Genomic DNA, 24,373 nt, shown 5'->3' with positions numbered 1-24,373 from the left:
CAGGCAGCGGGCCTCGGCCCGCTGCCTGTTCAAGCTTCAAACTGGGGAAAATTCAACCGGCCAATACGGGGAGTATTCATCCGGCGGTGACACCATCTGCCGCATGCCGAGCATGAAATCGTCGACGGCGCGCACGGCCTCGTCGATGCCGCGGATGAGGGTGTCGTGCTGGCGCGTGGGCGCGCTGCGCAGGGCCTGCGCGTACAGGCTCACGCTTTGCAGCGGTTGCATGAGGTCGTGCTGCGCGGTCGCATAGAACAGGCTGCGGTCTTGCGCGCGCTGCATGCTGGCCTGCAGCAGATTGCGCTTGCGGATGATCTGCGCGCTGACGGCGCTCCCCAGCAGCGCGGCCACCAGCGAGCCTTGCACGAAGTTGGAGATGAGTGTGACGTGGATGGGCAGCTGGATGAGCCTGTAGAGCACGTACAGCAGGCCGGAGAAGGCGTAGACGCCCCACACGCCGAGAAACAGCAGGCGGTGCGGCTCGGCGCGCTTGCGGTGGTGCCTCCACGCGAGGTACAGCATGGCAAAGGCGTGCAGGCTGCCGCCCATCACCAGCATGAGGCGCGAGGTTTCGGGCCAGATGAGGGCGATGCCGGGCACCAGTGCGAGCCAGACCCAGGCACTGGCCAGCAGCAGGCGGTGGGCCACGGGCGCGTCTTCATGCGTGCCGAGGAACACGCGCGCATGCAGCGCGCTGAGGCCGAGCAGGCCGACATAACCGGCCCAGCCTAGCCAGCCGGTGTGCCAGCGGCTGAACCAGGGCAGCAGTTGGTGCAGGGCCCCGCTCACCCACATCGAGCCCAGCATTTCGCAGGCGGCCATGGCGAGGAAGAGCGGCAGCGAGCGGTCTGCGGCCACGGGGATCAGCGTGATCACATAGAGCACCACCACGAGGGGCACAGCGAGCACGACACCGATCCAGAGGTGCAGGTTGCCCTGCGTCAGCACGAAGCGGTCGTCGCGCACGGCATAGAGCGGAAAGCGCATGAGGTTGTAGCCGTCGATGCGCAGCATGAAGCGGACTTCCTGCCGGGCTTGCAGCTTGAGCCGCCAGGTGGGGTAGAGCAGCCCGGAGAAGATGGCGAGGGGGCGCTGCTGTTCGAGTTGCAGGTGCTCCACCCAGTCGCCCTGCCCGTTCTGCACCCACAGGCGCACCTCGTCCTGGGTGGGCAGCTCATAGGTGAGCAGCCAGGACTGCGACTCGGCATCGGGGTTGCCCAGGCTGAACTGCGCCCAGTAGGGATAGGGCAGCCAGTGGCCGAAGGCGTGGTCGGGGTGGCGCAGGCTTTGTCCGTGGCCGGCTGCGGCGAGGGCCGAGGCTTGCGCAGGGGTGAGCACGCCTTGCGGGTCGGCCACGGCTTGCAAGGCGGTCCACAGCGGCACGCGCTGGGCGGCGGGGTCGAGCACCATGGCGCCGGCATTCGCGACCGACGCCAGCCACAAGCCCAGCAGGACCAGCCGCTTACACCACCACGTCATGTGCCTTGGCCCAGGCCATGTACTGCATCGAGGCCTGGGTGCGGTTCTGCACGCCCAGGCGCTGGTAGATGACGGAAAGATGGGTGCGCACGGTCTGCTCGCCGATCTTCATGCGCAGGGCGATCTCGCGGTCGCGGTGGCCGGCGGCCGCCTCTGCCAGCACGGTGCGCTGGCGCTCCGTGAGCTGTTCGATGGGATGCGGCGCGTGGCAGGCGCCCGCCGATGCCGCAGGGGCTGTGGCGGGCATGTGGTTCATGAGGAACGGCCGGATCTTCTGCAGGAACCTCTGAGGCAGCGCGGACTTGGAGACAAAGGCGCCGGCCCCGAGTTCAAGGGCCGCCCTCTCGGTAGTTCTTTCGTCTGCGGCGCTGAACACGATGACGGGAACACCGGGTGCGAGCGCGCGCAGCGTGCGCAAGGTGTCCAGCCCGCGGGAGTCGGGCAGGTTGAGGTCCGTGATGATGAGGGCGGGTGGGTCGCGCCGCAGAAAGCGCTTTCGGGCCTGCGCGAGCGTGCACACGGTCATGACGCCGGCGTTCGCATGGACGTCCGGGCGCAGCGCCTGCACGCTGGCATGGATCGAATGGATCATCATCGGGTGGTCTTCGATGACGAGGATTTCAAATGGCGCGGACGCCGCAGCCGCCGAGGCCGGCACGGGTGTGTTCATCGCTCTTCCCTCCCCTGGAACGGCGCAATCTAGTGCGAGGCAGGCGGCGGGAAACAAACGACGCACGAAGCGGCGTCGTGCGTCATTGAGATCAATGATCGGGGGAACGAGTCGGCCTCGGCCGACCCGTGAAAGGCTCAGGGAGCCGGCCGCGCCTCGAGCAAGGCCACTTGCGTGCCCAGGCGGTCGAGCAGGCGCAGGCGCGTGCCTTCCATGGCCCATTGCTCGGTGGTGGCCAACGCGAACATGAAGGCGCGTTCGCGTTCCATGTCGTTGGCGCAGACCTGCAGCTCGCGGCGCGGCCCGCGCAACATCTGCAGGGCCTGGCCGTTCAGGGCGTAGGTGCCGATGAGCTCGTTGCACCCCCCGGAGCCGGTCACGCGGTGGCCGTCCGGGTTGAGCACGAAGTACGGGGTCTTCGCGGGTTCCTGCGGCGGCAGGGGCTGGCCATCGAGCGCCACCAGCGACCAGCGCAGGTTTTCGATCACAGGGGCCGGCGGCTGGGCGCGCGTGTCCACCGGACGCAGCAGCACGTCGGCGTGGGTCTTGCCGGAATGGCCAAGCACCAGGTAGGCGCTGTCGGTCACGTAGAGGGTCTTGCCGTCCACCACGATCTCGGCGCGCACCGAATAGCTGCCCCGCTCCTCGACGAGCCGCTTTTCCACCGGCAGGCTGAAGCGCAGGGGCTGGGCGCCGCTGGCAGGGCCGGCGAACTGTGCGAGCGTCACGGCGCGGGCGTCGGCGCGCGACACGTCGGCCACGGACACGTCGAGCACGGCGTTGGGCGGCAAAGCCACCTGCCCGTCAAAGCGGGCCGTGCCGGTGACGATGTGGGACGGTGGCATCGGCGGCTGCGTGGCACAGGCGGCGAGCAACAGGCCAGCGGCCAGGGCGCCAAGCACCGGGCGGCGCGTGAGCGAATGCGGGGTGTTCGAAATGTTCATCGGGGCTCCTGGAATGGAATGGCGTGCGGGACAGCCACCCCATTGTGCGCAGAAGCGGCCAACATGCTTGTGAAAGCATGCAACAGCGGGCGAAGCGCGATCCGCAACGAAAGAAGCAACCTTAGACAGAGGCATCAAGGGTCCGGCTCCGCCGGCCCGAGATGCCGTCCCCCCTCGAAGCGCCGAAGGCGCGCCACAGAGGGGGAAGCCGCAAAGCGGCGCAGGGGGGTGTCTACTTCAGCCGGAACACCGCCACCGCCCTGACGAGATCCTCGGCCTGCTGGCGCAGGCTGGTCGCGGAAGCCGACATCTGTTCCACCAGTGCGGCGTTCTGCTGCGTGGTCTGGTCCATCTGGAGCACGGCCTCGCCGACCTGGGACACGCCTGCGCTCTGCTCGGCACTGGCGCTGCTGATCTCGCCCACCAGGTCGGAGACACGGCGGATGCTGCTCACCACTTCCTGCATGGTGCTGCCGGCCCTGTCGGCCAGCGCCACGCCGCGCGAGACACGGTCCACGCTGTCGCCGATGAGGTCCTTGATTTCCTTGGCGGCCTGCGCGGAACGCTGGGCCAGACTGCGCACCTCGCCGGCCACCACCGCGAAGCCGCGGCCCTGTTCGCCCGCGCGCGCGGCCTCGACGGCGGCATTGAGCGCCAGGATGTTGGTCTGGAAGGCGATGCCGTCGATGACCGAGATGATGTCGGCGATCTTGTGCGAGCTGTTCTCGATGCCTTTCATGGTCTCCACCACCTGGTTCACCACTTCGCCGCCCTGCTCCGCCACGGTGGAGGCGCCCTGCGCGAGCTGGTTGGCGGTGCGCGCGTTCTCGGCGTTCAGGCTCACCGTGCTGCCCAGCTGTTCCATCGACGCCGAGGTTTCCTCCAGCGCGCTGGCCTGGCTTTCAGTGCGGCGCGACAGATCGCTGTTGCCCGATGCGATCTCGGTGCTGCCGTTCGACACCGACTCCGCGCTTTGCCGCACGGCCTGCACGGAAACTGTGAGCCGTTCGGTCATGGTGCGCAGCGCGGCCAGCGCGCTGTTCGAATCGTTGCTGCGCACGCGCATGGACACGCCGAGGTCGCCAGCCGCCACCGCATCGGCCACGCGCTTGAGTTCCTCAGGGTCGGCCCCGAGGGCGTTCACCACGCGGCGCAGGTACACAGCAAGGCCCACGAGACCCAGGGCGACCAGCATCACCGCGACGACGACGATATTGCGGTCCAGCTGCGAGAGCGACTGGATCTCGCCGATGCGGAACGCCAGGCGATCGCCCTGGCGCTTCTTCTCGGCGGCCAGCGGCGTCAGCAGGGCGTTGCGCGCAGGAATGGTGTTGTCCACCAGGTAGGCGAAGGCATCGTCCTTGCGGCCCTCCTGGATCAGCTTCACGTTGGCCTCGCCCCGGCGCCAGAACTCATCCATGAGCGCGGGCAGGGGCGCGTACGCCTGCCGTCCCGCGTCGTCGATCATGCCGTCGCCAAACTCCTTCAGGCGCTCATACAGCAGGCGCTTCTTGTTGCCAATGTCGGCGAGCGTGGCGTTGAGTTCGGCGGGATTGCGCGAGAGGATGGCGTGCCGCACCTGCAGCGAGGTGCGCGTGACGTTGAGCTCCAGCTCCGCGATGTGCTGGAGCTGTGGCACGTTGGTGTGGTTGATGCGCTCGGCCGCGAGCACGACCTTGTCCATCATGAACCAGACCGCACCAGCAACGGTCAACAACAACAACACCAATACCGTGTTGATGAGCAGCAGCCGCTGCCCGAGATTGAGACGCTGTGACATGACTTCCCCTGATCCGCCCGAGCTCCTCCGCAGCCACTGTCAGACAAAAAGAACACGCCGCAGGTCCGGGCATGCTCAGGTTATCGGTCGGCCACCCGGTGCATTTAGGCGAAAAGCGGGGGAAAAACGGCCCGTTAAGCCTGGCTTCACGCGCCAGAGCCGCGCAGCCGCTCGATGATCCCGTTCAGGGCTTCGAGCGAGCCGAACTGGATCGCCACCTCGCCCATGTCCTCGAAGCGGCCCTGGCGCTTCACACGCTTCTTCACCCGCACCTCGACCTCCGCCGTCAGCAGGTCGGCCAGTTCTTCCTCCACCCGGCGGATGTCGCGCGACTTCTCCTTCTTGGCCTTCTGCGGCGCCAAAGCGAATTCCGCGCCGAGCTTCTTGACCAGGCTTTCGGCTTCGCGCACCGACATCTTCTTCGCCGCGATCTGGTTGCCCGCGGTGATCTGGCTCGCCCGGTCCAGGGCGAGCAGCGCGCGGGCGTGGCCCATGTCCAGGTCGCCCGCCATCAGCATGGTCTGCACCGGCTCGGCCAGCTGCAGCAGCCGCAACAGGTTGCTCGCGGCACTGCGCGACCGGCCCACGGCCTGCGCGGCCTGTTCGTGAGTGAGTCCAAACTCTTTTACGAGACGTTGAAGGCCGTGGGCCTCTTCCAACGGGTTCAGGTCTTCGCGCTGGATGTTCTCGATCAGCGCCATGGCGGCGGCGGCCTCGTTGGGCACATCACGCACCAGCACTGGCACGCTGTCCAGCCCCGCGAGCTTCGAGGCCCGGAAGCGGCGCTCGCCGGCGATGATTTCATAGCGGCCGGCGTCGGGCCCATCGGTCAGCCGGCGCACGAGGATGGGCTGCATCACACCCTGGGCCTTGATGGATTCGGCCAGTTCGTACAAGGCACCTTCGTCCATGCGGGTGCGCGGCTGGTACATGCCGGCGACCAGCTCGGTCACCGGCAGGGTGTGGGGCGTGCCTTCGCTGGCCGCGGCGGGGGCGGCAGCGCCCTCTTCCACCTTGGGGCCCAGCAGGGCTTCGAGTCCGCGGCCGAGGCCCTTGGGTTTCTTGGTGACCATGGGTCTTCTTTCGAAAGTCAGAGGTTCATGAGTTCGGTCAGCACGGCATGGCCTGTCGGCCAATCGCCCAGGCCGGACTCGGCATTGATGTGGCCCGCGTGTCCGAGATCGACGAAGCGCGAGCCCCAGGCCATCGCAAACGCCTGGGCGCGCTCGAAGCTGCAATAGGGATCGTTGTGGCTGCCCACCAGCACACTCGGGAAGGGCAGGCGCTGCATCGCGACGGGTGCCCAGGTCGGCAACAAGGGCCGCAGGTCTTCGCGCTCTGCGTCGCCCGGCGCCACCAGCAGCGCGGCCTTCACCCTCGCGGTGTTCTTCGAGTGGGACGCCCAGGCCGCCGTGTGCAGACACCCCAGGCTGTGCGCCACCAGCACCGCCGGCTCGTCGCATCCGAGCAGCACCTCTTCCAGGCGGGCGATCCAGTCGCCGCGCTTCGGGCGCATCCAGTCGTGCTGATCCACCCGGCGGTAGCCATACAGCGTCTCCCACCGGCTCTGCCAGTGCTCCGGGCCACTGTTCTGCCAGCCCGGGAGGATGAGAATGTTCTCGGGTTTCACGTGAAACATCCCGCCGTCACATCGTGCCGATGCGCGCGACCATCTCCTGCGCGAAGTTCACGAAGGCCTGGCTGCCACGCGCCGCCGGGTCGAAGACGACGCCGGGCAGACCGTAGCTGGGCGCTTCGGCCAGACGCACGTTGCGCGGGATCACGGTGTCGAACACCTTGTCGCCGAAATGGGCCTTGAGCTGGTCACTCACCTGCTGCTGCAGGGTGATGCGGGGATCGAACATCACGCGCAACAGGCCGATGATGGCCAGGTCCTTGTTCAGGTTGGCGTGCACCTGCTTGATGGTGTTGACCAGATCCGTCAGGCCTTCCAGCGCGAAGTACTCGCACTGCATCGGCACGATCACCCCGTGCGCCGCGCACAGGCCATTGAGCGTGAGCATGGACAGGCTGGGCGGGCAGTCGATCAGCACGAAGTCGTAGGCGGCGTCGACCTCGGCCAGCGCCGTCTTCAGGCGCTTTTCGCGCCGTTCCACCTCCACCAGCTCGACTTCGGCACCCGCCAGCTCGCGGTTGGCGCCCAGCACGTGGTAGCCGCACTTGTCCGAATACACCGCCGCCTCGGCCACCGAGGCCGACTCCAGCAGCACGTCGTACACCGACAGCGCCATCTGCCGCTTGTCCACGCCCGAACCCATGGTGGCGTTGCCCTGCGGGTCCAGATCAATCATCAGGACGCGCTGCCCCACCTTGGCCAGGCCGGCCGCGAGATTCACCGTGGTGGTCGTCTTGCCGACCCCGCCCTTCTGGTTGGCGATGCAGAAAATCTTGGCCATGGCGTTACCTGGAGATGGCCAGCTTGATGCCGAAGCCAATCAGGAACAGGCCCGCGAGTTTCTCCAGGGTCCGGCTGATCACCGGATTGGCGCGCATGCGCTCAGCCAGGAAGTGGGTGAGCAGCACGGCTGTCAGCCCATACAAAAACGTCAGCGCGGCCACCGTGGCGGCCATGGAACCGAAAGTGACCAGTCCCTGATGGCGAGCCGGGTCCACAAACAGGGGGAAGAACGCCATATAGAACACGATGGCCTTGGGGTTGAGCAGCGTGATGATGAACGCCTGCTGAAAATACTGGCGCGGGCGGATGTTGAGCACGGGCGCATCGCCTGGCTTGGCACTCAGCATCTTCCAGCCCAGCCAGGCCAAATAGGCGGCGCCCAGCCATTGCACCGCGCTGAACGCCGCAGGGTACGCCGCCAACAGCGCAGCCACGCCGGCCACCGCCAGCCACATCAGAACCTGGTCTCCCACGATCAGACCGAAGGTGGCCGCCAGCCCACCCGACACGCCTCCCTTGCCGGTCGACGTGATCAACGCCAGATTCCCGGGCCCCGGAATGAGCAAAAAGAGGACGATGGCGGCCACAAAGGCGCCGTAATCAGCGATGCCGAACATGGAAGAACCCCAGAAAGTGGAGGGTCGAGTTTACGTGAAGGGTCTCCGCATGCGCCCGTCGATCACGCCTTGCGACGTGGTTGTGATACTCAGGCAACAGGCGCAGGCGCCGGGCGCATCCAGACGATGCAGCGCTCGGCATCCAGACCGGGGACGCTCAGCTGTTCCACGTGAAACACATCCACGGTTGGCACGCCGGCCCGCAGGGCCTGCAGCTCATCGGCGGGATGCTTGCCCTTCATTGCCATCCATTCACCGCCCGGGTTCAGCGCGCTGCGCGACCAGTTCACGAAATCCACCAGCGAGGCGAACGCGCGCGAGCAGACCAGGTCGTAACCCGGCCCCGACAGCGCGTTGAGCGTTTCCACCCGCGCATGCAGGCCACGCAGGTTGGGCAGCTTCAGGGTGGCCGCTGCCTGCTGGATGAAGGCGGCCTTCTTGGCCACCGTGTCCACGCAGGTCACCTCGATCTGCGGGCAGGCCACGGCGATCACCACACCCGGAAGCCCACCACCCGACCCCACATCCAGCAACTTCAACACCCTGCCCTCCGTGTGGCGCAGGAGCGGGCCGACCGCGGCGAGACTGTCGAGCAGGTGATGGGTCATCATCTCGGCCGGGTCTCGCACGGCCGTGAGGTTGTAGACCTTGTTCCATTTCTGCAGCAGGTCCAGGTATTCCAGCAGCAGGTCGGTCTGTCGGGCATCGAGCGGGAGCTGGAGCGCCCGCAGACCGGCTTCCAGCGTGGCGCGCAGGTCCATCATGCCGCCGCGTCCGCGGATGCGGGCTGGGCGGGCAACGTGGCGAAACCCTTGAAGCCACCCTTCTTCAGGTGGATCAGCAACAACGAGATGCTGGCCGGCGTGATGCCGGAAATGCGGGACGCCTGGCCCAGGGTGTCGGGCCGGTGCTTGGCGAGCTTCTGCCGCGCCTCGAAAGACAGCGCCGTCACCTGCATGTAGTCCAGGTCCAGCGGCAGCTTCAAGCCTTCGTAGTGGGCAGCACGCTCGACCTCGTTCTTCTGGCGATCGATGTAGCCCGAGTATTTGGCGGCGATCTCGAGCTGCTCCACGACCGGCTCCAGCAGATCGGCCAGTGTTTCACGTGAAACCGCTGGGCTGATGAACTTGCCGCCGTCCATACCGACGAGGTCGGCGTACGCGACACCGGGTCGGCGCAGCAGGTCGAACAGGTTGTGCTCGTGCTCGATGGCCTTGCCCAGCACCCGCTCGCTCTCCTCCGCCGGCAGGCTGCGGGGGTTCACCCAGGTGGCCTTCAGACGCTCTGTTTCACGTGAAACCGCGTCGCGCTTGCGGCAGAAGGCATCCCACTGGGCGTCGCCCACCAAGCCCAGGCGCCGGCCGGCTTCGGTCAGGCGCATGTCGGCGTTGTCTTCCCGCAGCTGCAGCCGGAATTCGGCACGGCTGGTGAACATGCGGTAGGGTTCGGTCACGCCCTGGGTCACCAGGTCGTCCACCAGCACGCCCAGGTAGGCCTCATCGCGGCGCGGCAGCCAGGCGTCCTCGCCCCGGCACTGCAGCGCGGCGTTGATGCCCGCAAACAGGCCCTGCGCCGCTGCCTCCTCATACCCGGTGGTGCCATTGATCTGGCCTGCAAAGAACAGGCCCTGGATCTGTTTTGTTTCGAAGCTGCTCTTGAGCGAGCGCGGATCGAAGTAGTCGTACTCGATCGCATAGCCGGGCCGCAGGATATGGGCATTCTCCAGACCCGGCATGCTGCGCACCAGCGCGTACTGGATGTCGAACGGCAGGCTCGTGGAGATCCCGTTGGGATACACCTCGTGCGTGGTCAGGCCTTCGGGTTCCAGAAAGATCTGGTGGCTGTCCTTGTCGGCGAAGCGGTTGATCTTGTCTTCCACGCTCGGGCAATAGCGCGGGCCCACGCCCTCGATCTTGCCGGTGAACATGGGGCTGCGGTCGAAGCCCGAGCGGATGATGTCGTGCGTGCGCTCGTTGGTGTGCGTGATCCAGCACGGCACCTGGCGCGGGTGCATCGCGGTGCTGCCCATGAAGCTGAACACCGGCACCGGCTGGTCCGCGTTCATGCCGCCCGGCACGCCGTCACCCGGCTGCTCGGTGCATTTCGAATAGTCGATGCTGCGGCCGTCCAGGCGCGGGGGCGTGCCGGTTTTCAGCCGGCCTTGCGGCAACTGCAGTTCCTTCAGCCGCGCGGAAAGCGACACCGCTGGCGGATCACCGGCACGGCCAGCCGCGTAGTTGTTCAGACCGACATGGATCTTTCCATCCAGGAAAGTGCCAGCCGTCAGCACCACGGTTCTGGCACGGAAGCGTATGCCCACTTGCGTCACGGCACCCGTGACACGGTCGCCCTCCACCATCAGATCATCCACAGCCTGCTGAAAAAGCCACAGATTGGGCTGGTTCTCCAGCGCGCGGCGGATGGCGGCCTTGTAGAGCACACGATCGGCCTGGGCCCGGGTGGCCCGCACGGCCGGGCCTTTGGAGCTGTTGAGAATGCGGAACTGGATGCCGCCTTCGTCGGTGGCCAATGCCATGGCACCGCCCAGCGCGTCCACCTCTTTCACCAGATGGCCCTTGCCGATGCCGCCGATGCTGGGGTTGCAGCTCATCTGGCCCAGGGTCTCGATGTTGTGCGTGAGCAGCAGCGTGGCACAGCCCATGCGCGCAGCGGCCAGCGCGGCCTCGGTGCCGGCGTGCCCGCCGCCGACGACGATGACATCGAATTCCTGTGGGTACAACATGGTGTGCTTCTTCCGGGAAGGTGCAGGCCCGGCGCGCCGGGCAACCCGCGATTGTCCCACCGTTGGGCATTTTCTGCCCCACCCGGCTGGCGCCACGGCGCCCGAGACGCAGGAATGCTGCACGCCACCGGTGCCAGAATCCAGGCATGAGCAACGCCATTCCCCTCCTCGTCTTTGCCGGCAGCACCCGCGCCCAGTCCCACAACCGCCGCCTGGCCCAGGTTGCCGCCGACATCGCGCGCGCCGCCGGCGCGGCGGTCACGCACATCGAACTGGCGGACTTCGACCTGCCGCTGTACAACGCCGACCTCGAAGCGCGCGGCACGCCCGCCGCGGCGATCCGCCTGAAGGAGATCTTCCACGCCCACCCCGCCTGGGTGATCTGCTCGCCCGAATACAACGGCAGCTACACCGGCCTGCTCAAGAACACCATCGACTGGGTCTCCAGCCCCGTCAAGGGCGACCCTGAATGGGGCGACGGCCTCAAGCCCTTCGCGGGCAAGGTCGTGGGTTTGCTGAGCGCCTCGCCGGGCGGGTTGGGTGGTCTGAGGAGCTTGTCACACCTGTCTCCACTGCTATTGAATTTGCAGTGCTGGTTGACGCCACGCCAGTTTGCGCTGGCGCGCGCGGGCGACGCCTTCGACGCAGAGGGCCGACTGGCCGAGCCTGCGCGCGCAGGCGTGCAAGGCGTGGTCGATCAGGCCCTCTGGGCAGCGCGGCGCTTTGCCGGCTGAGCCACGCCCTCAGCGTGTTCGCTGCAGGATCTCGTCGGCCAGCTTCTGGTAATTGCCATTGAAGTGGTGGTCGCCCGGCAGCGGCACCCCCGTCACCTGCCCGGCGGGCACGCGTGGGCAAATGGTGTCGCGGTCGCCCGTGCCGTAGACGCACAGCGTGTTCGCCGCCGTGAGCTTCTGCAGTTCGGGCTTGAGCGGCAGGCCACCGCTGTCGCGCTTGACCCAGTTGCTCAGGCGGAACTCGAACGACGCCTTTTCGCCCGGACCGATCAGCACCGTGTGCGCCACCAGCCCGCGCGAGGTCGCGGGCAGACGCGGAACCGCGAACGGCAACACGTCCGCGCCCTGCGAATAGCCGATCAGCAGCGCACGGCTTTTCTTCCATTGCACTGCGAAGCTGCGCAGAACCCGGTCCAGGTCGTTCGCAAGCCCCTCCGGCGTGCGCGCCGACCAGAAGTAACGCAGCGAATCCAGGCCCACCACGGACATGCCCGCGGCCGCCAGCCTGGCGGCCAGCTCCTTGTCGATGCCGGCCCAGCCGCCGTCGCCCGACAGCAGCACGGCGAACGTGTCCGACGTGCCCGATGACGGCACCGGCACCAGCGGCAGATCGGCCACACCCGTGTCCGGGGCAAGCGCGGCAGCGGCGGGCGCCCGGCCCAGCTTGAGCTGCGCATCCAGCAAGGCGGACGTGGTGTCCACACCCGCCACATGGACCAGCTCGGCCCCCCGAACCTGTGCCACGAAGTCCTGCACCACCGCGGCCGCGCAGGCGTTGTGGGCCGTGCCCTGCAACACCGTCCAGGGCCCGTGCAGGCTGGGCGACGGCAGCAGCGTCAGCCCGGCCCGGTCCGGGCGGCGCGTGAAGTGCACGTCCTCGCCCTTGCACAGCGGGCGCCTCACAGCCAGCGCGGGACAGAACCCCATCGAGACCGCGCCACCGAAGGTCTGCGCCGGCGCCTGCGCGAGCATGGCGTAGGCCAGCACACCACCCTGCCCCTCCCCCACCAGCAGCGGCGGGAAGTACGCCGGCAGCCGCGCATAGCCCTGCAGGAAATGTGAGAGGTTCTCCAGGTCGCCATCGGGCAGCAGGCAGTCGCCGCCGTCCTTGGTGAGCGCGGCCAACAGGCGCGGCGTGTGGATGCCAGCCACCAGCGCCCCGCGCGCGGCCAGGGCCTGCGCCTGGGCGGCGAGCGCAGGCGTCCAGCCATCCTCGCCGGAGAGAAAGAGCACGAACGCATTGGCCACGCCAGGCGGCCGGACCAGCGCCACGTCCTTGAAGTTGCCGTGGGAAATCGTTTCGGCCGAAGCCGCCGCCGGTGCGGCAACCCTCGGGGCGGGCCCCTGGGCGCCCACGCCCATGGGGAGCGACAGGGCCGTCAACAGGCTGGCAACGATGAGTGCTCTTTTCATTTGGTGATCACCTTGCGAAGACCGCCCGCGATCAGCGCGGCCACGTCGGCGAGGATGAAGAACGGCGCGAAGCCCCCGGGCGATGCCAGGTAGCGCGGCTCCCACACCGGATCGAACTTTTCCTTGAAGGCGCGCAAGCCCTGGAAGTTGTAGAAGTTCTCGCCATGGTTGAACAGCAGGCGGCCCAGGCGGTGCCAGTTGGGCGCGAGCGGATGCTGCGCCATGCCCGACAGCGGCACCATGCCGAGGTTGAAGCGCTGGTAGCCCTCGGCCTGGAAATGCAGGATCACCTGCGCGAACAGGAAGTCCATGGCACTGCGCGGTGCATCGGGCAATTGCCGCATCAGGTCCACGCTGGCCTCGAGTTTCTGGTCGGTGCGCAGCAGCGTGGCGAAGGCCACGATGCGCTCGCCGTGCCGCACCACCGCCACCGGCTGGCGCAGCACATAGTCGCGGTGGAACGCCCCGAGCGAGAAAGCCTTCTCCGCCGTGTTGTGGTCGCTCAGCCAGGCCTCCGAAATGGCCTGCAGCTCGGTGAACACCGTCACCACCTGCTCGGGCACGAGCACCTCGAACGTCAGGCCATCCCGCTGTGCGCGAGAAACACCGTGCCGCAGGTTCGCGCGCTGCTTGCCCTGCAGGCTGAAGGTGGGAAGGTCGACCAGTGCGCACTCGCCCAGCTTGTGCACACGCAGGCCGGCGTCCAGGTACACCGGCAGGCCATCGGGCCGCACCTGGTAGAACGCCGCACGCCCACCGGATTCACGCGCCTGCTCGACGAAACGCCACACCAGTTCGTTCCATTCGCTCACCGGGCCCACCGGGTCGTACAGCGCCACCCAGGAGCGGCCGCGCCGCCCAAACATGATGAACGCTCGCTGCGAGTCCGACACCATCAGGCTCTTGTCGCCCATCATCACCAGGCCGGCACCGGCCGAGGGCTGCGCGCGCACGATGCGCGCCGCCTGCTCCAGCGCCCCGCGGTCCGGCTTCACCAGCACCGCCTGCGGGCGGCGAAACAGCTGGCTCAATGCCACCATCAACGTGATCAGGCACACCGCCACCAGGGCACGCAGCGAGCGCGGGGCATAGCCATCGAACTCGAACTGCCACCACACCTGGTTCACGTAGTCCACGTCGCGGTACACGAAAAACAGCAGCGCGGTGATGGCCGCGATCACCGCCGCCACCGCCGCCAGCCACCCCCAGGTGAAGGCCTGCGAGAACAGCGCCGCGCGCCGGTTGAACTGCTTGCGGGACAGCGCCAGCGCGCCGGCCAGCACCAGCAGCAGCACGGCTTCGGACACGGCAATGCCCTTGGGCAGGCACAGCACCAGACTCACCAGCGCCAGCGCGAGACCCGCCCACCACGAGGCGTCGAGCCGCAGGAACATGCCACGCGCCACAAACAGCAGCGCCAGCCCCGTGATGCTGCCCAGGAAGTGCGCCGCCTCCACCACCGGCAGCGGCATGTAGCGCGACAGCAGCTCGGTGGCGTCGTCCGTGGCAGGCGTGACGCCCGAGACCAGCAGCACCACACCCACCACCCAGGTGAACGCCGACAGCAGCAGGGGCGAGAGGCTGGCCGCCGCGCGCACCACCGGCGTGGCCGCGCCGCGCCGGCCCTCGGCGAAAGCCAGCATGGCCACCGCCAGGGCGAGCGGCAACAGGTAGTAGACGACGCGGAACATCACCAGCGCTGCGGCCAATTGCTCGGCGGGCACATGGTGGCCCAGCGCGAGCAACATCACCGCTTCGAACACGCCCAGGCCACCCGGCACGTGGCTGACCACACCGAGCGCGATCGCCAGCGCGAAGAAGCCCACGAACGCCGGGAAGGCAATCGCACCTTCAGGCAGCAGGAACCACAGCGCCGCGGCAGCGGCCACCACGTCCAGCGCCGAAATCAGCAGCTGCTGCAAGGCCAGCGAGGCACTGGGCAGGCGCAGCGTGACACCACGCAGCGTCGTTTCACCACCGCGCCGGCAGTAGCCGATGAAGGCCCCCGCCGCCAGCAGCACCACCACCGCCAGGCCGCGCAGCAGGCCCGGCGGCGTGCCAAACACCTCCTGCACCGTGCCCGCGCCCCACACCAGCGCGATCGCGCCCACCACCACGATGCCGATGCCGAAACCGAACGCGTTGAAGACGATGGCGCGCGAGACCAGCCCGGCCTCCAGCCCCGCTGCGCCGTACAGCCGCATGCGCACGGCACCGCCCGTGAGCACGCCCAGACCGATGGTGTTGGACAGCGCGTAGGCGATGAACGCCGTCTTCGAGACCACGCGTTGCGGCAACCGGGCACCCGCATACGTCAGCGCCGTGCGGTCGTAGAACGTGAGCGCGTAATAGCTCGCGGCCGTGGCCAACACCGACAGCAGCAGGGCCATCGGCGGCGTGTCGCGCAGCGCGGACACGATCTCGCCGTAGCTCAGCTCGGTCATGAGCTTGTGCCCGGCCTGCACCAGCAGCGCGCCCAGCAGCACGGCCAGCGCCGCATACACCCACAGGCGCCACTGGCTCAATCGGGACACCAGCGTCTCGGGGTTGGTCGCGGTCAAAGACATGGGTTCGTCGGGCGTGGCGTTCCGTTTCCGGGATGGCGCCGCGGCGCGGCACCAGCGAAAGGCCAGTGTAAGGGCATGTCCCCAGACGACAATCGCTGGACATGCACCCACCTGTTTCCGCCATGGCCTGCCGACCCGGCTGCGCTGCCTGCTGCACCGCGCCGTCCATCAGCAGCCCGATGCCCGGCCTGCCACAAGGCAAGCCGGCAGGGGTGCCCTGCCCCCATCTGGACGGGTCGCTGCGCTGCCGCCTGTTCGGTCAGCCGGAACGCCCCGCCGTGTGCGGCTCGCTCGCACCCGGCCCGGAAATGTGCGGCCCCGACCGCCACCATGCCATGACCTGGCTCACGCGCCTGGAGCAGGCCACCCAGCCAGGGTGACCAGGCGGCGCGCTGTCCTCGCAGCGACAACACAGCCCGCCCTCTTGCGCCTACAGTGGGACCCGGCCGCCCATCACGAGCGGCACCGCAGGAGACAACACCATGCACATCCCCTCCCTCAAGGAAGTCGTCAGCGCCGAGGAGTGGGCCCTGCGCTGCGACCTCGCCGCCTGCTACCGCCTCGTCGCCGCGTACGGATGGAGCGATCTCGTCTTCACCCACATCAGCGCCAAGCTGCCCGACAGCATCACCGGCGGCGAGCACCAGTTCCTCATCAACCCCTACGGTCTGATGTTCGACGAAATCACGGCCAGCAGCCTGGTGAAGGTCGACATGGCCTGCAACAAGCTGCACGAGTCGCCCTTTCCGGTGAACCCGGCCGGTTTCGTCATCCACAGCGCGGTGCACGAAGCCCGGCGCGAAGTCGGCTGCGTGCTGCACACCCACACCCGCGCGGGCGTGGCGGTGAGCGCGCAGAAGGCCGGCATCCTGCCCATCAGCCAGCAGAGCACCTTCGTGCTGGCCTCCCTGGCGTACCACGACTACGAGGGCGTGGCCTTCCGGCCCGAGGAAAAGCCGCGCCTGCAGGCCGACCTCGGCACGGCCAACTACCTCGTGCTGCGCAACCACGGCCTGCTCACCGTGGGGCGCGGCATCGCCGAGGCGTTCCTCGCCATGTACACCTTCGAGAACACCTGCCGCATCCAGATCGACGCGCTCGCCGGCGGCGGTGAACTCACCCAGGTGGACCCGCGCATCCTTGCGGGCATGGCCGATGTGATGCGCATCGCCACCGCCGGCCAGGGCGCTCAGCTGGCCTGGCCGGCCTTGCTGCGCAAGGTGGAGAAACTGGACCCGGGCTACCGGACCTGAGGCGCCGGCGGCGCGGCCGCGAACGCGGCCATGCCCTCCAGCACGGTGCGCAGGCGCATCAGCTCACGCGACGTGTCCAGCCGCTTCGACCATGCCGCGATGCGCGAGACGCGCTGCAGGCGCGGCAGCAGGCGGGCGATGAAGGCGCGCAGGGCCGGGCCGCCCGAGCCCGCGTTTTCGTAGGCCTGCAGCACGGCCAGCACCGCACCCGGGCCCAGGGGCTGGAGATAGCGCGCCAGCGACAGCAGCATCTGCAGCACGTCGTACACCTGCACCGTCTCCAGCGCCATGCCGGGGCGCAGGCGCTCCTCGAAATCGAGCCGTGCGAAGTGCGCACCATCCCATGTGGTGTTGCGCAGCTGGGCACCGCCGTGCCACTGCCCGCGCGCGTGGAAGGCCGCGAGGTCGGCGCTGGCGGCGCACATCAGCGGCAGGCGCTCGCCTTCGGCCATGCGGTGCAGCTGGTAGTCCACCGTCTCGCCAATGTCTCCCGTGGTGAGCGAGAAGCCGTCGAAGGCGTGCACCTTGGGCACATGCTCGCCGGCGGCGGCCAGCGCCACCAGCCGTTCGTGCTCATAGGCAAGAAGGGCCCGGGCGTCGGTCTGGCGCACGGCGCGCCAGGGCACCGGCACCCCCACGAAATGCGCGAACACCCAGATGCCCAGCGACTTGGACAGGCTGCGCAGCGGCCGGTCGGCGGTCTTGGTCCAGGTCCTGGTTGGCGAATGGAGGGGCGGAACGGGCGGGCTCACAAGGCCGCGATTATCCGGAAACCGGACCCGGTTCAGGGCGCGTCGGCGTAGCGCTGCATTTCCCAGTCGCTCACGTGGCGGCTCCAGGCGGCCCATTCGTCGTGCTTGAGCGCGAGAAACTGCGCGCAGAACGCCGTGCCGACGGCTTCGCGCAAGGCCTCATCGGCCGCCAGGGCGTCCAGGGCCGACAGCAGGTCGCGCGGCAGGCGCGCTGGCAGGGCGTCGCCCACGGCGTGGCGCTCGTACAGGTCGTCCTCGCAGGGGGACACGGCGGGCAGCGCCTGGTCGATGCCCGAGAGGCCGGCGGCCAGCGTGGCGGCCAGGGCCACATAGACGTTGCACGAGGGGTCGGGCAGGCGCCATTCGATGCGCCCGGCCACACCGCGCACGAGGCAGGTGCGGTTGTTGTCGCCGATGGCCTTCCACACCGGCGACCAGGTGGTGCCCGAGGCGCTGCGGCTCGCGGCCAGCCGCCGGTAGCTGTTGACGGTGGGCGCGCACAGCGCGGAGAGTGCGTCGGCGTGGTGCAGCAGGCCGGCCGCGAAGCGGTGACCGGTTTCACTCAGGCCCAGCACACCCGCCGGATCGGCCATCACCGGCCGGCCCTGCGCATCGGTGAGGCTGAGGTGGAAATGCAGGCCGCTGCCGGGCGCGTGCGCCAAGGGCTTGGGCATGGTGGAGAACACCAGGCCGTGCTGCCGCGCCACCGCCTGCGCGGTGAGCTTGAAGAGCTGGTAGCGGTCGGCCGCGGCCAGGGCATCGTCGTGCCGGTAGTTGATCTCGTATTGCCCGCTCGCGTCCTCATGGTCCATCTGCTGGAGCTCGAAACCCAGCGTGGTCAGTGCCTGTCGCATGCCGTCGAGAAAGCCGAAGTTGCGGCCGATGGCCTGCAGGTCGTAGGAAGGTTTGTCGAGCCGGTCCTCGCCGTCGGCCACGCGCCAACCGCCCTGGGCATCGCGCTGAAGCAGGAAGAACTCGGGCTCGATGCCGACCCACAACGTCCAGCCCCGCTCGGCCTTGAGCCGCTCCACCTGGCGTCGCAGCACCTGGCGCGGACAGGTGTCCAGCGGTTCGCCGCCCGCGAAACCGTCGCACACCGCGTGCGCCACACCGGGCATGAAGGGCAGCAGGCGCAGGCTCTCGGGCCGCACGCGGCCCATGTACTCGCTGCGTGCGCCCATGCGCGGCAGGCCGGTCCCGGCAATGCTGGGGCCGGAGAAGCCGGCACCGGTGGCCACCGCCGCCTCCAGTCCCTCGAGCGGCACGAGCTTGCCCTTGGGCGCGCCGAGCAGGTCGGTGAACGTGGCCAGCACCGAGTGGATGCCCTGCGCGCGCAGGACCGCGATCCGCTCGTCCAGCGTGGCCACCAGGCTCAAGCGAGCACCTCGGCCAGCGCGGCATCGAATGCGGCCAGGCCTTCGGCGAACACCGCGTCCTCGATGGTGAGCGGGAACAGGAAGCGGATGACGTTGCCGTACACGCCGCAGGTGAGCAGCAGCAGGCCACGCTTCAGGGCGGCCATCTGCACATGCTTCGTGATGTCGGCGTCGGGCGCGCCAGTGGCGGGGTCGATGAACTCGCAGGCCACCATGGCGCCCAGGCCGCGCACATCGCCGATGCGCTGGTAAGTGCCGCGCAGGTTCTTCAGATGCGCCACGAGCTGGCCGCCCAGCTTCTGCGCGCGCTCGGGCAGGCGCTCCTCGGCCATCACGTCCAGCACCGCAAGCGAGGCGGCGATGGCCAGCGGGTTGCCCGCGTAGGTGCCGCCCAGGCCGCCCGGGGCCGGCCCGTCCATGATGGCGGCCTTGCCGCTCACGGCCGACAGCGTGGTACCGCCGGCCATGCTCTTGGCCATGGTCATGAGGTCGGGGCTCACACCGAAGTGCTCCATCGCGAACATCTTGCCCGTGCGGGCGAAGCCGGTCTGCACCTCGTCTGCCACCAGCAGAATGCCATGCTGGTCGCACAGCGCGCGCAGCCACCGCACGGCCTCCTTCTGGATCACGTTGAAACCGCCCTCGCCCTGCACCGGCTCGAACACGATGGCCGCCACGCGCGAAGGCTCGATGTCGCACTTGAACAGCTGCTCCATCGCGTGCTTCGTCTCGTCCAGCGAAGCGCCTTCGGCCGGGAACGGCACGTGGTAGATCTCGGGCGGGAACGGGCCGAAGCCGGCCTTGTAAGGCTGCACCTTGCCGGTGAGCGCCACCGAGAACATGCTGCGGCCGTGGAACGCGCCACCGAAGGCGATGACGCCGCTGCGCCCGGTGGCCGAGCGCGCGATCTTCATCGCGTTCTCGATCGCCTCCGCACCGGTGGAGAAGAACGCGGTCTTCACCGGGCCGTCGATCGGCACCAGCGCGTTGATGCGTTCGGCCAGCGCCACGTATTCGGTGTAAGGCACCACCTGGTAGCAGCTGTGCGTGAAGCGCTCCAGCTGCGCGGCGATCGCCGCCTGCACCTTCGGGTGCACGTGGCCGGTGTTGAGCACCGCGATGCCGCCCGCGAAGTCGATGAAGCGCCGGCCCTCGATGTCCCAGAACTCGGCGTTCTTTGCCTTCTGGATGAAGAAGTCCCCGAACACCCCCACGCCGCGCGGCGTGGCCGCCTGCCGGCGCGCGTGCCACGCGGCGTTGGTGTGCGGTGCGTTCAGGTTCTCGGCCTTCTGCGGTGCGTTCATCGAAAGGTCTCCTTCAAAAAGCGCACCACGAGGTGCGAAGTGTCTTGTTCAAGGGCACCGCGGGACTGGCTTTGCCAGACCGCCAGTGCCGCCCCCCTGGGGGGTGACGCGAAGCGGCGCGGGGGGTTGTCGTTACACGGGACTGTCAATCCTTATCCAGGTCGTCTTCGTCTCGGTGTACTTGTCGAACGCGTGCAGCGACTTGTCGCGCCCCACGCCGCTCTGCTTGAAGCCGCCGAACGGCACGGTGATGTCGTCCTCGTCGTAGGAGTTGACGTGCACCGTGCCCGCGCGCAACGCACGCGCCACGCCATGGGCCTTGTTGATGTCGCGCGTCCACACCGCCGCCTGCAGGCCGTAGATGTTGCTGTTGGCCTGCCGCACCACGTCCGCCGCGTCGGTGAAGGACAGCACCGACAACACCGGGCCGAAGATCTCCTCGCGGGCGATGGTCATGGTGTTCGTCACGCCGTCGAAGATGGTCGGCTGCACGTACAGTCCACCCTTGACCGGCTCGACCGCCTCGCCACCCGCCAGCAGCTTCGCCCCTTCCTGCTTGCCGCTGTCGATGTAGCGCAGCACGGTGTCGAGCTGCGTGCGATCGACAATCGCGCCCATCACGGTGCCCTTGTCCAGCGGGTTGCCCGGCTGGTACTGTGGCACCAGCTTCAGCGCTTTCTCCAGGAAGGCGTCCTTGATCGAGGCCTCGACGAACAGGCGCGAGGGCGCGTTGCAGCTCTCGCCCTGGTTGAAGAAGATGCTGCCGACCGCCGCCTCCACCGCCTTGTCCAGGTCGGGGCAATCGGCGAACACGATGTTGGGCGACTTGCCGCCCAGCTCCGTCCAGGCGCGCTTGAGGTTGCTCTGCCCGGCCATCACGTGGATCTGCTTGCCCACGCGCGTGCTGCCGGTGAAGGCGATGCAGTCCACGTCCATGTGCAGCGCCAGCGGGCTTCCGGTCTCGGGGCCGTAGCCGGGCACCACATTGAACACACCGGGCGGGATGCCGGCGGCCAGCGCCAGCTCGGCCAGGCGCAGCGCGGTCAGCGGGCTCTTCTCGCTGGGCTTGAGCACCACCGAATTGCCGGCCGCCAGCGCGGGCGCGATCTTCCAGGCCGCCATGATCATGGGGTAGTTCCAGGGCACGATCACGCCCACCACACCGACCGGCTCGCGCGTGATCAGCGCCAGCGCGGTGCTGGGCGTGGGCGCGATCTCGTCGTACACCTTGTCCACCGCCTCGCCATACCAGCGGATGCAGTTGGCGGCACTGTTCACGTCCACGCTGCGCGCGTACTTCACGGGTTTGCCCATGTCCAGCGTCTCGGTCAGCGCGAGCTCGTCGGCGTGGGCGGTGAGCTGCTCGGCGAACTTGATCATCACGCGCTTGCGCTGCGCGGGCGCCATGCCGCTCCAGCGGCGGTCTTCGAAGGCGGCACGGGCGGCCACCACCGCGGCGTCGATGTCGGCCTCGCCGCAGCGCGCCACGGCGGTGAGCAGCCGGCCGTCCACGGGTGAGATGCAATCAAAGGTCTGGCCGTCGCGCGCGGCGACGCGTTCGCCGTTGATGAATGCGCGGCCGTCGAAGGTCGGTTCGGTCATGGGATCGGATTCCAGAGGTTGGGCGGTACCAAAAGTGGCCTCATGCTACGCCCGAAATGCGAAGAACCGCGTATCCACTTTGCCGGGGCGCCAGCGATCCAGTACGCCTCAACGAAAAAGCCACCCGAAGGTGGCCAGGAGAAACCCGTCGATCAATCAGAAACGAAAGCCGTAGGCGACATTGATCCCGTCGATCTTGAAGCCATCTTTCTTGTAGTAATTCATCCAGCTGGCCTGGATATAGGAGGTCTTGGAGATATTGAAGTTGGCTCCCAGACCATATGAAGCGCCGTTGTCGCTGTCGGTGATGGATGCCCCAGGAACGGACATTTCCAGTTCGGTATGAACCCATCCAATGCGGGCAAACAGGTCGATGCTGTCGGACACGGCGATGCTGGGCTTGAAGTACACGCCCACCGCCTTGGTCACCTGGCCCTTCACGCCAACCTTGACACCGTTGAGCTTGATCTTGCCCTCGCCCGCACCCAATCCGAACAGCCCTTCCACGGCAATATTGGGAGTGAACTGGTAGCCAATGGTGCCAGTGACCGCAGCTGGTGAAAATTTGAGGGTGTAGCCGGAATCGGACTCCTTGGCGTTGTACTGGGTGTACCCGAATTCTGCATACATGTTGGGGTTGACGGCCTGCGCCTGGGCGGGCGCCAGGGCAAAACAAGCCGCAAGAACGGCGAGTGCGGAGAGCGTGGTCTTGTTCATGATTTCCTCATTTAGAACTATTGATCTACCCGACGGACTTCGGGCGCGGCGATCTTAGTTCCTTGGAAATCACAATACCGGCGGGCGTATGCGCACCCGCCGGCCCTCACACCGCAGCAGGTCAGCTTCTCAGCGCCGCCGCAATCTCACGTTCGCGCCGCCGGGTGGCTCGGGCCACCCACACCGCGTAGCTCACGATCACGATGGTCACCGTCACGATCAGCAGCGTGGCTGCTGCGTAGATGGTCGGGTTGATGCCGCGCCGCGCGTAACCGAAGATCACCTGCGGCAGCGTGCTCACGCCGGGACCGGAGAGGAATTCGGAAATCACCACGTCGTCGAAAGACAGCGTGAACGCCAGCAGGAACGCCGCGAGCAACGCCTGGAAGATGTTCGGCAGCGTGATCAGGAAGAACACCTGATGCGGTTTGGCGCCCAGGTCCATGGCGGCGTCCTCGATCGACCGGTCCATCTCCGACAGGCGCGACTGCACCACCACCACGCCATAGGCCATGCCCAGCAGGGTGTGGCCCAGGATGATGGTGAGCATGCCGCGCTGCGGCCAGCCAAAAAGGTTCTGCGCACCCACCGCCAGCAGCAGCAGCGACAGGCCGATGATCACCTCGGGCATCACCAGTGGCGCGTTCACCATGCCGCTGAAGATGGTGCGGCCGAGGAAGCGGCGGTAGCGCACCAGCACGAAGGCCGCGAAGGTGGCCAGGATCGCCGACAGCAGGCCCGTGATCGCCGCCACCTTGAGCGAGAGCCAGAAGCCTTCGACGATCTTGGTATCGCGCGTGAGCGCCTCGTACCAGCGCAGCGAGAAGCCGGTGAAGCGGGCGTCCTGGCGTGTGCTGTTGAACGAGAACACGATCATGAACACCAGCGGCAGGTACAGAAAGGCATAGACCAGCACGAGCCAGGCCTTGCCGAAGTGCTTTTCAAGTACTTGTTTCATGACCATTCTTCCTTCAACAGAAATACGCGCACGCAAGGGTCGTCCGTCCAGGGATGCGGTGGAACCGGCTCTGCCGGGCCACTCGCTTCGTCCCCCTTCCAGGGGGAAGCCGCGAAGCGGCGCAGGGGGTCATCTCTTCTCGTTCGGGTCGGAACTGTAGTGGTAGTACAGCGCCAGCGGAATCACGATCAGCGCGATCATCACCACCGCCAGCGCGGTGGCGCGCGGCCAGTCGTTGGCGGTGAACATCTCGTCCCACACCACGCGCCCGATCATCAGATTCTCCGGTCCGCCGAGCAGCGAGGGGATCACGAATTCGCCCACGCAGGGAATGAACACCAGCATGAAGCCCGCGATGATCCCGGACTTGGACAGCGGCACCGTCACCAGCCAGAACGCCTTGAACGGCGAAGTGCCGAGGTCGTAGGCGGCTTCCAGCAGACGGAAGTCCATCTTCACCAGGTTGGCGTACAGCGGCAGGATCATGAACGGCAGGTACACGTAGGTCATGCCGATCAGCATCGACACGTTGGTGTACAGCATCGGTATCGGCTCGCTCGTGATGCCCAGCGTCATCAGGAAGCGGTTGAGCACACCCTGGTCGGCCAGGATGCCTTTCCATGCGTAGACGCGCAGCAGGAACGAGGTCCAGAACGGCAACATCACCATCAGCAGCAGCGCCGGGCGGATGCTGGCGGGCGAACGCGCGATGAAGTAGGCGAACGGATAACCGATCACCAGGCACAGCACGGCAGTGCACAGCGCATACCAGATCGAGCGCAGGTAGGCGTCGATGTATAGCGTGCGGAACAGCGGCGCGCCCTCGGCGGTGCGGAAGATCGCCAGGTAGTTTTCGTACTTCAGGCTCAGGATGCCCGTGACCGGATCCCAGATCGGCTTGAACGGGCTGATGTCGCCACCCATGTCGACGAAGCTGATGTACAGCAGGATCAGGAACGGCAGGAAGAAGAACAGCAGCAGCCACACATAGGGCACGCCGATGACGAAGCGCTTGCCGGGAATGGGAATGTTCATGGCCATG

General features: G+C 67.5%; 22 protein-coding genes. 3 read left to right on the top strand and 19 right to left on the bottom strand.

Annotated features, from left to right (window positions below):
* Nucleotides 1-36: 36 nt before the first annotated feature.
* From J2X09_RS22215 to mnmG, 10 genes are all read right to left on the bottom strand, one after another.
* Complete coding sequence (locus J2X09_RS22215) at nt 37-1,482, bottom strand: 7TM-DISM domain-containing protein (RefSeq protein WP_204735367.1); 1,446 nt, start codon at nt 1,480-1,482, stop codon at nt 37-39.
* Nucleotides 1,466-2,152 (bottom strand): response regulator transcription factor, encoded by a 687-nt coding sequence (locus tag J2X09_RS22210; protein WP_204735368.1) that lies wholly within the window; start codon nt 2,150-2,152, stop codon nt 1,466-1,468. The genes J2X09_RS22215 and J2X09_RS22210 overlap by 17 nt, the downstream gene beginning before the upstream one ends.
* 137 nt (nt 2,153-2,289) lie before the next feature.
* Complete coding sequence (locus J2X09_RS22205; protein WP_204735369.1) at nt 2,290-3,096, bottom strand: YbaY family lipoprotein; 807 nt, start codon at nt 3,094-3,096, stop codon at nt 2,290-2,292.
* Nucleotides 3,097-3,328: 232 nt separating this feature from the next.
* Nucleotides 3,329-4,876, bottom strand: a complete 1,548-nt coding sequence (locus J2X09_RS22200; protein ID WP_204735370.1) for a methyl-accepting chemotaxis protein — start codon at nt 4,874-4,876, stop codon at nt 3,329-3,331.
* A 146-nt stretch (nt 4,877-5,022) separates the two neighbouring features.
* Nucleotides 5,023-5,949 carry a ParB/RepB/Spo0J family partition protein gene (locus J2X09_RS22195; RefSeq protein WP_204735371.1) on the bottom strand — a complete coding sequence of 309 codons (927 nt, stop codon included), beginning with the start codon at nt 5,947-5,949 and terminating at the stop codon, nt 5,023-5,025.
* A gap of 17 nt (nt 5,950-5,966) precedes the next feature.
* A complete protein-coding gene (locus tag J2X09_RS22190; protein ID WP_204735449.1) occupies nt 5,967-6,506 on the bottom strand; it encodes an RBBP9/YdeN family alpha/beta hydrolase in 540 nt (179 codons plus the stop codon).
* A 16-nt stretch (nt 6,507-6,522) separates the two neighbouring features.
* On the bottom strand, nt 6,523-7,293 hold the full coding sequence (locus J2X09_RS22185; protein WP_204735372.1) for a ParA family protein: 771 nt from the start codon (nt 7,291-7,293) through the stop codon (nt 6,523-6,525).
* Nucleotides 7,294-7,297: 4 nt separating this feature from the next.
* The gene (locus J2X09_RS22180) at nt 7,298-7,912 is read right to left on the bottom strand and encodes a LysE family transporter (protein WP_204735373.1); all 615 of its coding nucleotides are present in this window, start codon (nt 7,910-7,912) and stop codon (nt 7,298-7,300) included.
* 89 nt (nt 7,913-8,001) lie between these two features.
* Nucleotides 8,002-8,676 carry a 16S rRNA (guanine(527)-N(7))-methyltransferase RsmG gene (gene rsmG / locus J2X09_RS22175; RefSeq protein WP_204735374.1) on the bottom strand — a complete coding sequence of 225 codons (675 nt, stop codon included), beginning with the start codon at nt 8,674-8,676 and terminating at the stop codon, nt 8,002-8,004.
* Nucleotides 8,673-10,655 carry a tRNA uridine-5-carboxymethylaminomethyl(34) synthesis enzyme MnmG gene (gene mnmG, locus J2X09_RS22170; protein WP_204735375.1) on the bottom strand — a complete coding sequence of 661 codons (1,983 nt, stop codon included), beginning with the start codon at nt 10,653-10,655 and terminating at the stop codon, nt 8,673-8,675. The genes rsmG and mnmG overlap by 4 nt, the downstream gene beginning before the upstream one ends.
* Nucleotides 10,656-10,801: 146 nt before the next feature.
* Between mnmG and J2X09_RS22165 the strand changes: the two genes are divergently transcribed.
* Complete coding sequence (locus tag J2X09_RS22165) at nt 10,802-11,389, top strand: NADPH-dependent FMN reductase (RefSeq protein ID WP_204735376.1); 588 nt, start codon at nt 10,802-10,804, stop codon at nt 11,387-11,389.
* A 9-nt stretch (nt 11,390-11,398) separates the two neighbouring features.
* Here J2X09_RS22165 and J2X09_RS22160 read toward each other — a convergent pair whose 3' ends face one another.
* Nucleotides 11,399-12,802 (bottom strand): virulence factor family protein, encoded by a 1,404-nt coding sequence (locus J2X09_RS22160; RefSeq protein ID WP_204735377.1) that lies wholly within the window; start codon nt 12,800-12,802, stop codon nt 11,399-11,401.
* Nucleotides 12,799-15,369, bottom strand: coding sequence for a bifunctional lysylphosphatidylglycerol flippase/synthetase MprF (gene mprF / locus J2X09_RS22155; RefSeq protein ID WP_204735378.1), 2,571 nt, complete (start codon nt 15,367-15,369; stop codon nt 12,799-12,801). Before mprF ends, J2X09_RS22160 begins: the two co-directional genes overlap by 4 nt.
* 101 nt (nt 15,370-15,470) lie before the next feature.
* Between mprF and J2X09_RS22150 the strand changes: the two genes are divergently transcribed.
* On the top strand, nt 15,471-15,749 hold the full coding sequence (locus J2X09_RS22150) for a YkgJ family cysteine cluster protein (protein ID WP_310309414.1): 279 nt from the start codon (nt 15,471-15,473) through the stop codon (nt 15,747-15,749).
* A gap of 102 nt (nt 15,750-15,851) precedes the next feature.
* On the top strand, nt 15,852-16,622 hold the full coding sequence (locus J2X09_RS22145) for a class II aldolase/adducin family protein (RefSeq protein WP_204735379.1): 771 nt from the start codon (nt 15,852-15,854) through the stop codon (nt 16,620-16,622).
* Here J2X09_RS22145 and J2X09_RS22140 read toward each other — a convergent pair.
* From J2X09_RS22140 to J2X09_RS22110, 7 genes are all read right to left on the bottom strand, one after another.
* On the bottom strand, nt 16,610-17,374 hold the full coding sequence (locus J2X09_RS22140) for a BUD32 family EKC/KEOPS complex subunit (RefSeq protein WP_204735380.1): 765 nt from the start codon (nt 17,372-17,374) through the stop codon (nt 16,610-16,612). The two genes, J2X09_RS22145 and J2X09_RS22140, sit on opposite strands and share 13 nt — an antisense overlap.
* A 32-nt stretch (nt 17,375-17,406) precedes the next feature.
* On the bottom strand, nt 17,407-18,741 hold the full coding sequence (locus J2X09_RS22135; protein WP_310309424.1) for a type III glutamate--ammonia ligase: 1,335 nt from the start codon (nt 18,739-18,741) through the stop codon (nt 17,407-17,409).
* Between the two features lie 5 nt (nt 18,742-18,746).
* Nucleotides 18,747-20,054: a 4-aminobutyrate--2-oxoglutarate transaminase gene (gabT, locus tag J2X09_RS22130; RefSeq protein ID WP_204735381.1), complete on the bottom strand. Its 1,308-nt coding sequence runs from the start codon at nt 20,052-20,054 to the stop codon at nt 18,747-18,749.
* A gap of 132 nt (nt 20,055-20,186) precedes the next feature.
* Nucleotides 20,187-21,656, bottom strand: coding sequence for an aldehyde dehydrogenase (locus tag J2X09_RS22125; protein WP_204735382.1), 1,470 nt, complete (start codon nt 21,654-21,656; stop codon nt 20,187-20,189).
* A gap of 156 nt (nt 21,657-21,812) precedes the next feature.
* Complete coding sequence (locus J2X09_RS22120; protein WP_204735383.1) at nt 21,813-22,373, bottom strand: porin family protein; 561 nt, start codon at nt 22,371-22,373, stop codon at nt 21,813-21,815.
* 121 nt (nt 22,374-22,494) lie between these two features.
* Entirely contained in the window at nt 22,495-23,331 is an 837-nt protein-coding gene (locus J2X09_RS22115) for an ABC transporter permease (RefSeq protein WP_204735384.1), read from the bottom strand.
* 129 nt (nt 23,332-23,460) lie between these two features.
* Entirely contained in the window at nt 23,461-24,366 is a 906-nt protein-coding gene (locus tag J2X09_RS22110; RefSeq protein ID WP_204735452.1) for an ABC transporter permease, read from the bottom strand.
* Between the last annotated feature and the right edge of the window lie 7 nt (nt 24,367-24,373).

The organism is Hydrogenophaga laconesensis, from assembly GCF_031457235.1.
GTDB lineage: Bacteria > Pseudomonadota > Gammaproteobacteria > Burkholderiales > Burkholderiaceae_C > Hydrogenophaga > Hydrogenophaga laconesensis.
The sequence above is the reverse complement of the archived record's forward strand: the minus strand, read 5'-3'. Positions and strand labels throughout refer to the sequence as shown.